Source organism: Clostridium psychrophilum (genome assembly GCF_018861705.1).
GTDB classification, from domain to species: Bacteria; Bacillota; Clostridia; order Clostridiales; family Clostridiaceae; genus Clostridium_AD; species Clostridium_AD psychrophilum.
Genome location: NZ_JAHLEC010000080.1, coordinates 1 through 15,129, shown reverse-complemented (window position 1 = coordinate 15,129; position 15,129 = coordinate 1). Strand labels below are relative to the sequence as shown.

Here is a 15,129-nt window from a genome sequence, read left to right as displayed (position 1 = left end):
GAAATATATTTATTAAAACATTAATTTCTATTGAACCGCCGTGTACCGAACGGTACGCACGGTGGTGTGAGAGGTCGCTAAATAAACTAATTATTTAGCTCCTACTCGATTAATTATTTATAACAAATTATAAGCTAAACGCATTAATAAAATAAAGACTTAAACAATATTTTAGGAGGAATTTTACATGGTAATTGTAATGAAATCAGATGCTAAAAAAGAGCAAATTTTAGCTATTAAGAAAAAATTAGAGGAATTAGGTTACATAGTCCATGTTTCTAAAGGAGAGAATCAGTGCGTTTTAGGGCTTGTTGGAGACACAAGTGTAATAAACGAAGGTCAAATTGAAGCAGAGAAATGTGTTGATAAAGTTATGAGAGTTCAAGCTCCTTACAAAAGAGCTAATAGACTTTTTCATCCAGATGATTCAATAATAAAGGTAGACGACTTAACAATTGGTGGAAAAAAATTAGCGATAATAGCAGGCCCATGTGCTGTGGAAAGTGAAGAGCAGTTAATACATATTGCAAAAGATGTAAAAAAAGCAGGAGCAAATTTTCTAAGAGGAGGAGCATATAAACCAAGAACTTCTCCATACAGCTTTCAAGGCATGGAGGAAGAGGGTTTAAAAATATTATTAGAAGCAAAAAAAATAACAGGACTTCCAGTAGTAACTGAAGTTATGAGTGTAGAGCTTGTTGATAAAATAACTCGTTATGCAGATGTATTGCAAATTGGAGCTAGAAACATGCAAAACTTTGATCTTTTAAAGGAAGTAGGAAGATGCAATAAAACAATACTTTTAAAAAGAGGTATGAGTGCAACTATTGAAGAACTTCTTATGGCTGCAGAGTACATAATGTCTGAGGGTAATGAAAATGTAGTTCTATGTGAAAGAGGAATTAGAACTTTTGAAACATTTACAAGAAACACTTTAGATTTAAGTGCGATACCAGTACTTAAGAAACTAAGTCACTTACCTGTTATAGTAGATCCAAGTCATGCTTCTGGTAAATGGTGGTTAGTAGAGCCACTTGCAAAAGCTGCTATAGCTGTTGGTGCAGATGGTCTTGAAATTGAGGTGCATTATGACCCTACTAACGCATTGAGTGATGGCCAACAATCATTAAAACCCGAGAAATTTGAGGCTCTTATGGAATCTATAAGAGCAATTGCAAAAACACAAAATAAAATAGTTTAGGAGGAGGTAAATTTGGATTGCACTGACTTTAATATTACAATTGTAGGATTAGGCCTTATAGGCGGATCATTTGCTATGGCACTAAGAGAATTAAAACCTAAAAATATTTGGGCTATAGATATTGACAAAGCTACTTTGATAGCGGCGGAAAAAATGAATATTATAGATAAAGGATATACAAGTCCAGAAATACCACTTAGAAATTCTGATATTGTGATACTTGCACTTTATCCCCAAAAGACTATTAAATTTGTAAAAAGTAATATGAGCTTATTTAAAAGAGGGGCAGTTATTACAGATACCGCTGGCATTAAATGCAATTTAATAAATGAAATAATGCCTGTACTTAGATCAGATTTAGATTTTATTGGGGGACATCCTATGGCAGGGAAAGAAGAATCCGGGCTTAAGGCTGCAACTAAAAATATGTTTAAAAATGCTAATTATATTTTAACTCCAATCAATAGGAACAAAGAAAAAAATGTAAATTTAGTAGCGTCAATAGCTAAGGGTATGGGCTGCAAAAGAATAGTGCATCTTACTCCTAAGGAGCATGATGATATAATCGCGTATACTAGTCAGCTGCCACATATTATAGCTGTTTCTTTAATAGATTGTAATAGCTCAATACTTGGGATATCTCAATTTATTGGAGGAAGTTTTAAAGACACAACTAGAGTTGCTACTATAAACGGTGAATTATGGCCTGAATTATTGTTATACAATAAGGAAAATATAATTAGTAAAATAGAAGATTTTGAAAACAATTTAAAACAAATAAAAACTGCAATAATAAATAATGATGAAGTTTTTCTTAAGGAAAGATTTGAGAATGCAACGCAGAAGAGAAAGGAGATAGGTAAAGGTGCATAGTATAGAAGTTAAAGCGTCCACTGGGAGTTATCCAATATACATTAAGAATGGATTATTAGAGGAAATTGGAGCAGAAGTTAAGAAGATATATAAAGGAAGAAGAATAGTTGTAGTAACAGATTCTAACGTTAATGAGTTTTATGGTCAAAAAATTATTAGCTTATTAAAAGGATCAGGTTTTGAAACCTTTAAAATTGTTGTAAAAGCAGGAGAAGAAAGTAAATCATTTAAGACTCTACTCGAGGTGTATGACAAACTGTTAGACTTTAAGATAAACAGAGGTGATATTATAGTTGCCTTCGGTGGCGGGGTTGTTGGAGATATGGCTGGTTTTGCAGCAGCTACATTCTTAAGGGGTATTTCACTTATACAAATTCCAACTACGCTACTTGCACAGGTTGATAGTAGTGTAGGTGGAAAGGTTGCTGTAGACCTTCCCCGTGGGAAAAACCTTGTGGGAAATTTTTATATGCCAAAGGCAGTTTTTATTGATCCATTGCTACTTAGAACACTTAACGACAAGTTTTTAAACGATGGCATGGGAGAGGTTATAAAATATGGTGCCATCAAAGACAGTAAGCTATTTAATAAATTAATGAAATATGAAAATAAAGAAGCACTTTTAAAAGGAATAGATGAAATCATATATACCTGTTGTTCTATAAAAGCTAATATTGTTGAAGCTGATGAGTTGGATACGGGAGAGCGGATGTTATTGAATTATGGCCATACCATTGGTCACGCAATCGAACAGTTTTTTAATTTTGCATTGTACTCTCATGGAGAGGCAGTGGCAATGGGAATGTATTCTATAACAAGATTAGGAGAAGAATTAGGAATAACTAAGATTGGTACATCTGCTACTATAAAAGACATTTTAATTAAATACAATCTGCCCTGGGCTTTACCTGAAATAAATAATGAAGCTATAATGGAAACTATTAGTCACGATAAGAAAAATATTGGTGGTTCTATGAACTTTATATTGATAGAATCTATCGGGAATAGTTTTATTAAAAAAATTGATATATCTAACATAAAAAATTATATGGAAAAAATCATTAAATAGTTTATAATTTGAAGTGAGGTGTTAAGTAATGAAATCAGTTATAATTCGACCAGGCCCCTTAAATGGAAAAGTAAAAATTCCACCATCTAAATCATTATCTCATAGAGCAGTTATTGCTGCAGGATTAAGTAATGGAGAATGTTGTATTGATAATATTAGTATGTCTGAGGATATTATAGCCACTTGCGATATAATGGAGAAACTTGGAGTTAATATTAAACAATTGCCTAATAGTCTTAATGTATGTGGAAAGGGGAAACTACGACTTGCTCACGATAAAACTGTCAGTAACGAGCTACAATGTAATGAAAGTGGATCAACCTTACGTTTCTTAATTCCTATATCTATGTTAACTGGGGAAAAAATAATTTTTAATGGTAAGTCTAAACTAGTACAAAGAACACTTAAACCATATTATGATATTTTTGATAAGCAGAATATAAAGTACACTACAAGTAATGGTAACTTGCCTTTAATAGTAGAAGGGAGTCTTAAACCTGGCATCTTTGAAATTAGGGGAGATGTAAGTTCTCAGTTTATTACAGGACTTATTTATTCATTGCCTTTATTAGATGGAGATTCAACAGTTAAAATTAGTACAAAAATGGAATCTATTGGCTATATAGATTTAACCCTAGATGTACTTTCTAAATTCGGAGTAAAAATACAAAATAATAATTATAGAGAATTCAAAATAAAAGGCAATCAACATTATAATAAAAGAAATTACAGAGTTGAAGGTGATTTTTCTCAAGCTGCATTTTATCTAGCTGCGGGTGTTTTAGGTGGTGAAGTTGAATGCATGGATCTAAATATGGAATCGCTTCAAGGTGATCGAGTAATAGTGGATATAATTAAAGAAATGGGTGGAAGTATTACTATTAAGGACGGTATTTTAAAAGCTTCAAAATCAGATTTAAAGGGCACCATTATTGATGCATCTCAATGTCCTGATCTTGTGCCAATAGTTGCTGTTCTTGCCGCTTTAAGCGAGGGTACAACAGAAATTATTAATGCTGGTAGAGTTAGAATTAAGGAATCGGATAGATTAAAGGCTATGGCGACAGAACTAAATAAAATTGGGGCAGAGGTTATTGAGAGAGAGGATTCACTTTTAATTCATGGGAAACCATGTTTTAATGGTGGAGTTGTAAGTAGTTGGAATGATCATAGAATAGCTATGGCTATGGCAATTGCTTCAATTAGATGCACGCAGAAACTCATAATAGAGGATAGTGGAGCAGTTAAAAAATCCTACCCATCGTTTTATGAGGATTTTAAGAGCCTAGGGGGGAAAGTTAATGAGCGGACAATGGGGTAAAAAAGTTAAGTATTCTATATTTGGTGAATCTCATGGCAGAGGGATAGGAATAACTATTGATGGATTACCACCAGGAATAGAGCTTGATATGGATTTTATAAATGGTGAAATGCAAAGACGGGCTCCAGGGCGCGATGAATTTTCAACTAAAAGATTCGAGGGAGACAAGGTCGAGATTTTAAGTGGGTATTTTAATGGATATACCACAGGAACACCTCTTTGTGGTGTAATTTTTAACGAAAATCAAAATTCAAAAGATTATGACAAATTAAAGGATTTAGCAAGACCTGGTCATGCAGATTTCACCGGAAAAGTTAAATATTCAGGTTTTAACGATTACAGAGGTGGAGGACATTTCTCAGGAAGAATTACAGCTCCACTTGTTTTTGCGGGGGCTGTTGCAAAACAAATACTTTTCGACAAGGGAATTGTAATAGGAAGTCATATTCTAAGTATTGGGAATGTGCATGACAACTATTTTGATAGCGTTAATTTAGAGATACAGACCTTAGCCGATGTTCTACATAAAGATTTCCCAGTGATTGATGACTTGAAAGGAAAAGAAATGAAGAGCTTTATATTAAAAGCTAAGGAAGAAACTGATTCGGTTGGAGGTATAATTGAAGTCGCTATATTAAATGTACCTTGTGGACTAGGTGAACCATTTTTCGATTCTATAGAAAGTAATCTATCTCAATTGTTGTTTTCTGTTCCTGCAGTAAAAGGTGTAGAATTTGGTCTGGGTTTTGAAATAACAACACTTAGAGGAAGTAAAGCTAATGATGAACCTTATATAGATAATGTAAGAGTATTAACAAAAACTAACAACAATGGTGGAATTAATGGTGGCATCTCTAATGGAATGCCAATAGTTTTTAGAGTTGCAATGAAACCAACACCATCCATAGCAAAAACTCAGAATACTGTTGATATGGCAACTGGTGAAAATTCAGAAATATCTGTTACAGGTAGGCATGACCCATGTATAGTTTTAAGAGCACTACCAGTCATTGAAGCTTGCGCTGCAATGAGTATTTTAGATTTTATTTAACAACATTTCAAAAGGAAAGAAGATGAATAGCTTCGACGAAGATGATTGAGGAGGTGTTTTAATGAGTAATTTGAATGATTTTGACATAGATGATTTGAGAAATCAAATTGATAAAATTGATTCTAGTCTTGTTTCATTATTTGAGAATCGTATGGAAACAGTTCTAAAGGTAGCTGAATATAAAAAGAAAAATGGCATTGCAATTTTAAACAAGACACGAGAAAAGGCAGTTATAAAGAAAAATTTAAATCTAGTTAAAAATAAGGATTTGTTTTTAGAGGTAGAAGAATTCTTCGAATCTGTTATGGAAATAAGTAGAGGGTTTCAAAATAAAACTTTAAATAGAGAACAAGTTTTGCCTACATCTAAACAAATGACTGTTGGATTTTATGGAGTTACAGGTTCATTTAGCGAACAGGCTTTAAAGGAGTATTTTGGCGAAAAGGTGGACACAAAAGCAATAAGTGAGTTTGAAGATATATTTTTGGAATTAAAGTATGGAAAAATAAATTATGGTGTTATTCCTATAGAAAATTCTTCAACGGGAGCAATATCTGAGGTTTATGATCTTCTTAAAAAATATGACTTTTATATAACGGGAGAAAAATATCTCAAAATAAGTCAAAATTTAATGGGAATTAAAGGCTCAACCTTAGATAATATCAAAGAAGTTTATTCTCATCCGCAAGGACTAGAACAAAGCATGGAATTTTTAAAAGGTTATAAAAGTTGGAAACTTATCCCTTATAAGAGTACTGCTAAAAGTGCAGAATTGGTTAAAGATAGAAATGACAAAACATTGGCTGCAATAGCTAGCACTAAGGCAGCAGAAATATATGATTTAGAAATACTTCAAAAGAATGTAAATTCAAATGCAACAAATATGACTAGGTTTGTTGTCATTGGAAAGGATATGGAGTCAACGCTTGAAAGTAATAAAATTAGTTTAGTTTTATCAACCACTCACAAAGCAGGCTCTCTATATCATGTTTTAAAACATTTTGCAGAGAATAATATAAATCTTTTGAAAATTGAATCGAGACCAATAAAGGATAAACCATGGGAATATTTCTTTTATATAGATTTTGAGGGAAATATAAATGAGGATAAGATTATATCTTCAATTAAGTTAATTAAAAAAAATAGTCGTTATTTTAAGATACTTGGTAATTATAGAAGCGAAATTATCAATATTGAATAATGTTTACAAAAATCATGTTAAGAAATGAGGAAAATTTATGTCAGAGTTATATGGTTTACTTGGAGAAAAACTATCACATAGTGTTTCTCCACAAATACATTCAATGGTATTTAACAAGCTAAACATGAAAGGGTATTATCATTTGTTTGAACTTGAAAAAAAAGATGTTAAAGTAGCGATGGAAGGGTTTAAGGTTATTAAGCCAAGAGGTATTAATGTAACTATACCTTATAAAATTGAAATTATGAAGTACCTTGATGAGATTAGTGCAGAGGCAAAAGCGATAGGAGCTGTAAACACAATAAAGTTTGAAAAAGGCAAGACTATTGGTTATAATACAGATTACTTTGGAATAGGAATGCTTTTTGATAAAAATGATATAAAAGTGAAAAATAAAAAAGCTGTAATATTCGGTAATGGTGGAGTAGCTGTTACTATGGTACAGTATTTATTGAATAATGGGATTAATCAAATTACTGTAGTAACAAGAAATGTCTTAAAGCTCAAAGAAAATAGTAAATTTAATTCTTGTAAATTGATTTCCTATAATGAAATAGAAGGAATTAAACAAGCAGACATAGTTGTGAACTGTACACCTCTTGGAATGTACCCTAACTTAAATAATTCAGCAATTGAAAAGAAATACATTAGTAAGTTCGAAAGTGCTGTAGATATGGTTTACAACCCTAAGGAAACTCTATTTTTAAAGTATGCGAAGGATGCAGGGCTAAAAGCTGTTAATGGTCTTTATATGCTAGTTGGTCAAGGCATTGCTGCTCAGGAAATTTGGAATGATATTAAGATCCCAAAGAGCATAATTGATGACATTTATGATGAATTAGAAAAGAAAGTAGCAAATTAGACAATGAAAAATATAGTTTTAATTGGAATGCCGGGTTGTGGTAAAAGTACAATAGGAGAAATGCTCTCAGAAAGAATAAAGATGACATTTATAGATATAGATGCCTATATCGAAACTAGTACAAATCTTACTATCGGTGAAATATTTAAAGATGGTGAAACTGTATTTAGAGACTTAGAATCTACTGCAGTAGCTTATTTATCAGAAAAAAATGCTATAATTATTTCAACTGGTGGTGGTGTAATTAAAAGACATCAAAACATGTTAAATCTAAAGAAAAATGGAATCATAATTTATATCAATCGTCCTATTGAAAATATAGTAACTGATATAGATGTCGATGGTAGACCCTTACTTGCAAAGGATTCAACTAAGCTTTATAGATTGTTTAAGGAGCGAAATTCATTATATAAAAGATATTGCGACCATGAGGTAATAAATATTAGAAGTATGGATGAGGTAGTGAATAACATTGTACAAATATATAGTAAATATGGTAAATGAAGACACAGTATAAATGATTAAATTTATTAGCTAATGTATCATAGTTAACTCATGTACTAATGATTTAACATAAATAAAAAAGCTGCTGAGAAATCAACAGCTTTTTTATAGTTCAATTTATTGCAGCTTTTATATCTAAAGCAAAATCATATACTCTTTTTAGTATTTCATCTTTTGTACCACCCTTTGCAATCAATTTTATTATTGCACTTCCAACAATAATAGCTTCACAATATGGAGCATAGGCTTTGGCCATTTCAGCATTAGAAATTCCAAAACCAAGACCTTTAGGCATATCAGTGTAGGTTTTAATTAAATCCATGTATTCTTTAATGTCTGTATTAAGTTTTTGCCTTGTTCCTGTTACTCCATTTACGGAAACACAATATACAAAGCCTTTTCCATGATTAGTTATTGGTTTAATTCTATCATGTGATGTTGGAGCGACCATCGGAATTATGCAAATATCGTATTTATCTGCTATTTTTATTACTTCGGATCTCTCCTCGAGTGGTAAATCTGGAATAATTAATCCATCAATACCCACTTCCTTACACTTTTCAAAAAACTTTACATCACCATATTTAAATATTGAATTGTAGTAAAGTAAATATACTAGTGGAATCTGTGTTTTTTCTCGTATTTCGCTAACCTTGTCCATAATAGAACGTACTTTAGTACCATTTGCTAAAGCTCTAGTAGAAGAAGCTTGTATTACAGGACCATCAGCCATAGGATCAGAATATGGAATGCCTATTTCTACTATATCAGCTCCAGCTTTTTCAAGAGTTAGAACTAATTCTAAGGTGGTATCTAAATTAGGATCTCCTCCTGTTATAAAAGGTATAAAGGCTTTTTCGTTTCTTGATTTAAGATAATCAAATTTCTTAACTATTCTATTCATAGTTTTACCCCCATTAATTGTGCAATTGTATTTATATCCTTATCGCCACGTCCTGAAAGATTAATAATAATTATTTTATCCTTAGGTAATGTTGGTGCGAGTTTCATAGCATAGCTAACTGCATGAGCACTTTCTATAGCTGGAATAATTCCCTCAACTCTAGTGAGCTCCATAAATGCATTAACTGCTTCATCGTCTGTAGCACAGACATATTGAGCGAGATGTGTATCATGTAGATAAGCATGCTCAGGCCCTATCCCAGGGTAATCAAGACCTGCAGATATCGAATATACAGGCATTATTTGACCATCGTCATCTTGAAGCACGTATGTTTTCATTCCGTGAATGATACCGACATTACCCTTAGTTATAGTTGCAGCATGCTTATCAGTATCCAATCCTTTGCCTGCTGCTTCAACTCCAACAAGCTTTACAGATTTATCCTCAATGAAAGGGTAGAAAATGCCCATAGAATTACTCCCACCACCAACACATGCTATTATGTAATCAGGTAATCTATTTTCTTTTTCTAATATCTGTCTTCTTGCCTCATCTCCAATAACTCTTTGAAAATCTCTAACCATAGTGGGATATGGATGTAATCCCACGGTAGAGCCAACAACATAAAAAGTATCATCTACATTACCAACCCAGTTTTTGAGAGCCTCATTAACAGCATCTTTTAATGTGCCCGTGCCTGTAGTAACTGAGGTTACCTTAGCTCCTAGCATCTTCATTTTAAATACATTTAAAGACTGTCTTTTTATATCTTCTTCACCCATAAATACTTCACATTCAAGGCCGAACATTGCGGCTACAGTAGCAGTCGCAACCCCATGTTGACCTGCTCCAGTTTCTGCTATTATTCTTTTTTTACCCATTCTTATTGCAAGAAGTATTTGTCCTATGGCATTATTAATTTTATGAGCCCCTGTATGGTTTAAATCTTCTCTTTTTAAATATATTTTTGCTCCACCTAATTTTTTTGTAAGATGTTCTGCATAATATAGCGGAGTTTCGCGGCCTGCGTAGTCCTTAAGATAATATTTATATTTAGCTATAAATTCAGGGTCTGCAATTGCTTTTTCAAATTCCTTTTCAAGTATTATAACTGCATTCATTACTGTCTCTGGTGCATATTGTCCACCGTATTGTCCAAATCTACCTTTCATTATAATTCCCTCACTTTCTTAATAAATTCTTTTATTTTGTCGTAATCTTTAAACCCATTTACTTCTACTCCACTAGACACATCAACCCCGTAAGGTTTAAATTTTATAATTCCTTGTTCTACATTTTCACTATTTAATCCACCGGCTAATATTATGTTTTGACCGTCAACTTTTTTCTCAGCTAAATTCCAATCGAAGTTTTTTCCTGAACCAGAAGAGGTATTATCCAAGAGAAATTTCGAGCATTTGTAATTGTTTAGTTTAGAAATACTCAAAGCATTGCTAATTTTAAATGCTTTCCAAATTTTGTATCCATTAAATTTATTTATATATTCTTGATTTTCGTGACCATGAAATTGGAGAACTTGAAGTTTTAATTTATCGGCAATTTCTAGTACCACGTCTGGTTTTTCATCAACAAAAATTCCAACCTTTTGAATGCTTTTATGCAAATTTTTTATTAAATCGTACGCATGTTCCTTATCTACATGTCGTTTGCTACTAGCAAAAATGAATCCAGCATAATCCGGTAGGAGTTCATTAAGATACTCAATGTCTTTTAACCTTCTAATTCCACAAATTTTAATTTTAGTCATGGCATGCCATAAGAAAGGAAGACACGCTAGCTGGATTTCTCATAAAGGATTCACCAATAAGTACTGCACTTACTCCAATTGATTTTAAGTAATTAACATCGCTAATGGATTTTATTCCGCTTTCAGATACTATAGTTTTACATTTTGGTATATATTTCATTAGTTTTTCTGTAGTATAGATATCGACATTAAAATTATTCAAATCTCTATTATTTATTCCAATTATTTTGCATCCACATTCTGATGCAAGTTCAATTTCAGTTTTATTATGAACTTCTACTAGGCAATGAAGTCCTAGGGAGGTTGCAAGTTCATAATAAGATTTTAGTTTATCTTTAAGTACTGCTACAATTAACAAAATAGCATCAGCACCAAGAAAAAGAGATTGATATATTTGATACTTATCTATAATAAAATCTTTTCTTAATACAGGCATAGATGCATTTTCTTTAACTAACCTTATATTTTTATCGTCTCCTAAAAAATATTTTTTCTCAGTTAAGACTGATATAGCGTCAACACTATATTTCTCATAGTTTAATGCAGTTTTTACAGGATCAAAATTTGGGTCAATAAGTCCCTTCGATGGAGAAGCCTTTTTTACTTCAGCTATAATGGATAGGTTATTTCCATTAAGTGCTTTTTCAAAATCTCTTACTATTCTACATTCTATATTAATTAAACTTTGTAATGGCTTTTGAATCTTTTCTTTTTTAATTTGAATAATCTTATTTTCAACTATTTTATCTAATATATTCATGATAATCTAAGCTCCTCTAATTGATGTAGGGCTTTGCCGCAATCAATTAATTCTTTTGCCATTGATACTCCATCTTTAATAGTTTCACATTTTTTACCTATATATAAAGCTGCAGCTGCATTTATTATTACAATATTCCTTTGAGGTCCTTTTTTCCCTTTTAGTATATTTAGTATGATACCTGCATTTTCTTTAGCAGTGCCACCACTTATATCTTTAAGAACTGACCTTTTGATACCGTAATCTTCTGGATATATTTTATAATCAGTAACAAATCCATCTTTTAATTCGCTGACATAGGTGAAACCTGTAGTGGTTATTTCATCTAGACCATCTTCACCATGAATTACAAGTGCTCTCTCCGATCCAAGCCTTCCTAGAACTTGAGCAACTGGATTGGTTAAATCTTTACTGAAAATGCCAAGCACCTGGCCCTTCACAAAAGCAGGATTAGTTAAGGGACCTAAGATATTAAAAATAGTTCTAGTGCCTATTTCACGTCTTGGCAAAGCTGCATTTTTCATGGCTGAATGGTAGTTTTGAGCAAATAGGAAAGCCATTCCTTTTTCTTCAATTAATCTTGCTGCAACATTTGGTTCTACATTTATATTAATTCCAAGCTCAGTGAGTACATCTGCACTCCCGCTTTGGCTAGAAACAGCTCGATTACCGTGTTTAGCAACTTTTATCCCACCGGCTGATGCAATTATAGCGCAGGCGGTAGATATATTAAAAGTTTTTCCTCCATCACCACCAGTTCCGCATGTATCAATGGCATAATCACTAATTAAAGTTATATGTTTTGCATTATCTCTCATGGCTTTTGCACAACCAGTTATTTCCTCGATTGTTTCACCTTTCATTCTTAAACCAACAAGGAAACCTCCAATTTGAGCTTGCGTTACGGTGCCTTTCATAATTTCATTCATGAAAGAAAAAGCTTCTTTTTCTGTTAAATCTTGCTTAGATATAATTTTACTTATTATCATCTTTAACATTACAAATCACCTCCACAAAATTTTTTATTATTTCTTTTCCTCCCTCACTAAATATTGATTCGGGATGAAACTGCAACCCATATATCTGAAAATCTTTATGCTTTATTGCCATTATTAATCCATCTTTTGTTTGTGCGGTAATTTCTAAACTTTTTGGTAAGCTAAATTTCTCAACAATTAGAGAATGATACCTCATTATTTTTAGATTGTCTTTTAAACCACTAAACAATCCTTTTTCATTATGGTTAATGATAGAAGTTTTCCCATGCATTATTTCTGGTGCCTTTATAATTTTTCCACCATAGGCATAACCTATAGTTTGATGTCCTAAACAAATACCCATAATTGGTATTGCACCTTCAAAAGCTTTTATTACTTCAACACTTAAACCTGCATTTTCTGGTCTACCTGGTCCAGGAGAAATAATAATACCTTCTAGTGGTAATTTTTTTAATCCTTCTATTGTAAATTTGTCATTTCTTAAAACTTTTACGTCTTTATACAATTCACCTACATACTGATATAAATTATAAGTAAAGGAATCATAATTATCTATTATTAAAATCATTATAATACCTCCATTAATGCCATAGTTTTATTCATGGTTTCAGTGTATTCTGTCTCAGGTACAGAGTCATAAACTATTCCAGCACCGCCTTGAACATAAGCAAAATCATCCTTAAATACTATTGTTCTTATAGCTATACAAGTATCCATATTACCGTCATAGGAGAAAGAACCAATAGCACCTGAATATATACCACGTCTTGTATTTTCTAGTTCATCAATGATTTCCATTGCTCTTATCTTAGGGGCTCCAGATACTGTTCCTACTGGTAAACAAGACTTAAGTGCATCAAAGCAATTTAATTCTTTTTTTAAAGTACCTGACACCTTTGAACATATGTGCATTATGTGAGAGAAGGCTTCGACCTTCATAAATTTATCTAGCTTTACAGATCCAAACTCACTTATTTTTCCTATATCATTTCTACCAAGATCCACTAGCATTAAATGTTCTGCAAGTTCTTTCTCATCGTTTAACAATTCTTCTTTTAATAGCTGATCTTCTTTTGCATTATTACCTCTAGGTCTTGAGCCGGCAATGGGATTAGTCATTACCACGTTACCTTTAACTTTAACCAAACTCTCAGGTGATGCTCCAGCTAATTTAAATTTTTCAAAATCTATATAAAACATATAAGGGGACGGGTTGCTACGGCGCAGTTTCCTATATATTTCAAAAGGGTCTATGGTATTTTTAACTTTAAATCTTTGAGATAAGACTACTTGAAAAATATCACCTGATGTTATATACTCTTTTGCTGTATCAACAAGGTTACAAAAATCCTCTCTTTTGTAATTAGAAATCACTTTATTATTTTGCGAATTTTCAACTAATTTATGATGTACGATCTCTTCATTAATCATCGATATCATAGTATTCAATTTAGTTATAACAGTATCATAATCCTCATCTTCGCCCGGGAACACATTATGAATTAACATTAATGTGTTTTTAAAATGATCAAAACATATAAATTCTTTATAAAAAAGTAAACAGGTTTCTGGTAAATTTAGTTCGTCTGAGTTATTGTCGGGTAATTTCTCATATTGTCGTACTACATCATAACCAATATAACCAATTGCGCCTCCAATAAAAGGTAGGTCTAAGTCATTCTTATCATATTTTTTAAGTAAGTGACCTTCTGCAAAATCTAATATCTTACCTGTTTTCTCTTTAATTTCATTTCCTTTTGTTATAGTTACATTTTCACCTCGGCTACTTAATATCATATATGGGTTGCTACCCATAAAGGAATATCTTGATTCCTCTTTAGAAGATAAAGCACTTTCAAGTAGAAATTTATATTTCCCTTTTAATTTATAATAGATATTTACTGGTGTAAGTTCATCACCATTGATTTTAGTGAACATCGGAAAAATCACTTTCGAAGATTTCTTGTTATTAAATTCTTTCTGAGTTAAATTAACCATATTATCATCACCCCTCTATTTTTTTGTACAAAAAAACACTTCATCTGTTTAATGGGACGAAGTGACCGCGGTGCCACCCATATTAGTTATTTAGTCACAAAAAAATAAAAACACTTCATCCTATGAAAGGACGAAATGCAAAATTTCGTTATACCACCTAAATAAATATCTTTGTCAGGCACGGATTTCTCGATACCCTGTCCATATAACGGTAGACACTCCGGTTAATGCTACTACTAGTTCGCATCACATCTCGCAGACCCATTCAATAACGGCTACAGTACCCAGCTTTCACTATTCCGGATTCGCTTAAACTTAATTCCCTTATCTACTATTTCTGTTCATTGATATTGTTTAACATGATACATCTTTAGTTTATGATTGTCAATATTTATTTTAATGTTATGGATTATTTATTTTAATGTTATGGATTATTTATTTTAATGTTATGGATTATTTTGTGTGTCATTGTGTTTTATAATTAAATACATTATTTGATTCTTAATTTATATAATGATTAAGCCACAAAAAGCTATATTTTCTCCGGTAGGAGTTAAGCTATTTCAAATTTTAGGCTATGCCTCTTGAAAATATTGTAAATTAATATGAAAATTTCAAT

Annotated in this window: 15 protein-coding genes and 1 other annotated feature; of the genes, 8 read left to right on the top strand and 7 right to left on the bottom strand. The window is 32.0% G+C overall.

The genetic code is table 11. The annotated features are described in order from the left end of the window. Window positions 1–187 precede the first annotated feature (187 nt). The 8 genes from aroF to KPL38_RS14100 all read left to right on the top strand — a co-directional run bounded on the left by aroF (window position 188) and on the right by KPL38_RS14100 (window position 8,082). The gene (gene aroF, locus KPL38_RS14135) at window positions 188–1,201 is read left to right on the top strand and encodes a 3-deoxy-7-phosphoheptulonate synthase (protein WP_216289790.1); all 1,014 of its coding nucleotides are present in this window, start codon (window positions 188–190) and stop codon (window positions 1,199–1,201) included. Between the two features lie 12 nt (window positions 1,202–1,213). Beyond that, a complete protein-coding gene (locus KPL38_RS14130; protein ID WP_216289789.1) occupies window positions 1,214–2,074 on the top strand; it encodes a prephenate dehydrogenase in 861 nt (286 codons plus the stop codon). Continuing rightward, window positions 2,067–3,143: a 3-dehydroquinate synthase gene (aroB, locus tag KPL38_RS14125; RefSeq protein ID WP_216289788.1), complete on the top strand. Its 1,077-nt coding sequence runs from the start codon at window positions 2,067–2,069 to the stop codon at window positions 3,141–3,143. The genes KPL38_RS14130 and aroB overlap by 8 nt, the downstream gene beginning before the upstream one ends. A gap of 28 nt (window positions 3,144–3,171) precedes the next feature. Next, window positions 3,172–4,464, top strand: a complete 1,293-nt coding sequence (aroA, locus tag KPL38_RS14120; protein ID WP_216289787.1) for a 3-phosphoshikimate 1-carboxyvinyltransferase — start codon at window positions 3,172–3,174, stop codon at window positions 4,462–4,464. Further along, window positions 4,445–5,515: a chorismate synthase gene (aroC, locus tag KPL38_RS14115; protein ID WP_216289786.1), complete on the top strand. Its 1,071-nt coding sequence runs from the start codon at window positions 4,445–4,447 to the stop codon at window positions 5,513–5,515. Before aroA ends, aroC begins: the two co-directional genes overlap by 20 nt. Window positions 5,516–5,576: 61 nt before the next feature. Next, entirely contained in the window at window positions 5,577–6,716 is a 1,140-nt protein-coding gene (gene pheA, locus KPL38_RS14110) for a prephenate dehydratase (RefSeq protein ID WP_216289785.1), read from the top strand. A 37-nt stretch (window positions 6,717–6,753) separates the two neighbouring features. Continuing rightward, window positions 6,754–7,578: a shikimate dehydrogenase gene (gene aroE, locus KPL38_RS14105; protein WP_216289784.1), complete on the top strand. Its 825-nt coding sequence runs from the start codon at window positions 6,754–6,756 to the stop codon at window positions 7,576–7,578. A 3-nt stretch (window positions 7,579–7,581) separates the two neighbouring features. Continuing rightward, the gene (locus KPL38_RS14100; RefSeq protein ID WP_216289783.1) at window positions 7,582–8,082 is read left to right on the top strand and encodes a shikimate kinase; all 501 of its coding nucleotides are present in this window, start codon (window positions 7,582–7,584) and stop codon (window positions 8,080–8,082) included. Between the two features lie 112 nt (window positions 8,083–8,194). Here KPL38_RS14100 and trpA read toward each other — a convergent pair whose 3' ends face one another. Genes trpA through trpE form a run of 7 tightly spaced genes read right to left on the bottom strand, consistent with a single transcriptional unit; the run spans window position 8,195 to window position 14,510 of the window. Then, window positions 8,195–8,986, bottom strand: coding sequence for a tryptophan synthase subunit alpha (gene trpA / locus KPL38_RS14095; RefSeq protein ID WP_216289782.1), 792 nt, complete (start codon window positions 8,984–8,986; stop codon window positions 8,195–8,197). Next, entirely contained in the window at window positions 8,983–10,158 is a 1,176-nt protein-coding gene (gene trpB / locus KPL38_RS14090; RefSeq protein WP_216289781.1) for a tryptophan synthase subunit beta, read from the bottom strand. The genes trpA and trpB overlap by 4 nt, the downstream gene beginning before the upstream one ends. Beyond that, window positions 10,158–10,754, bottom strand: a complete 597-nt coding sequence (locus KPL38_RS14085) for a phosphoribosylanthranilate isomerase (RefSeq protein WP_216289780.1) — start codon at window positions 10,752–10,754, stop codon at window positions 10,158–10,160. Before KPL38_RS14085 ends, trpB begins: the two co-directional genes overlap by 1 nt. Beyond that, window positions 10,747–11,514, bottom strand: coding sequence for an indole-3-glycerol phosphate synthase TrpC (trpC, locus tag KPL38_RS14080; RefSeq protein WP_216289779.1), 768 nt, complete (start codon window positions 11,512–11,514; stop codon window positions 10,747–10,749). The genes KPL38_RS14085 and trpC overlap by 8 nt, the downstream gene beginning before the upstream one ends. Then, window positions 11,511–12,512, bottom strand: coding sequence for an anthranilate phosphoribosyltransferase (gene trpD, locus KPL38_RS14075; RefSeq protein ID WP_216289778.1), 1,002 nt, complete (start codon window positions 12,510–12,512; stop codon window positions 11,511–11,513). The genes trpC and trpD overlap by 4 nt, the downstream gene beginning before the upstream one ends. Beyond that, window positions 12,490–13,080 carry an anthranilate synthase component II gene (locus KPL38_RS14070; protein WP_216289777.1) on the bottom strand — a complete coding sequence of 197 codons (591 nt, stop codon included), beginning with the start codon at window positions 13,078–13,080 and terminating at the stop codon, window positions 12,490–12,492. The genes trpD and KPL38_RS14070 overlap by 23 nt, the downstream gene beginning before the upstream one ends. After that, on the bottom strand, window positions 13,080–14,510 hold the full coding sequence (gene trpE, locus KPL38_RS14065; RefSeq protein ID WP_216289776.1) for an anthranilate synthase component I: 1,431 nt from the start codon (window positions 14,508–14,510) through the stop codon (window positions 13,080–13,082). Before trpE ends, KPL38_RS14070 begins: the two co-directional genes overlap by 1 nt. A 49-nt stretch (window positions 14,511–14,559) precedes the next feature. After that, window positions 14,560–14,864, bottom strand: a binding site (T-box leader). Window positions 14,865–15,129: the final 265 nt, after the last annotated feature.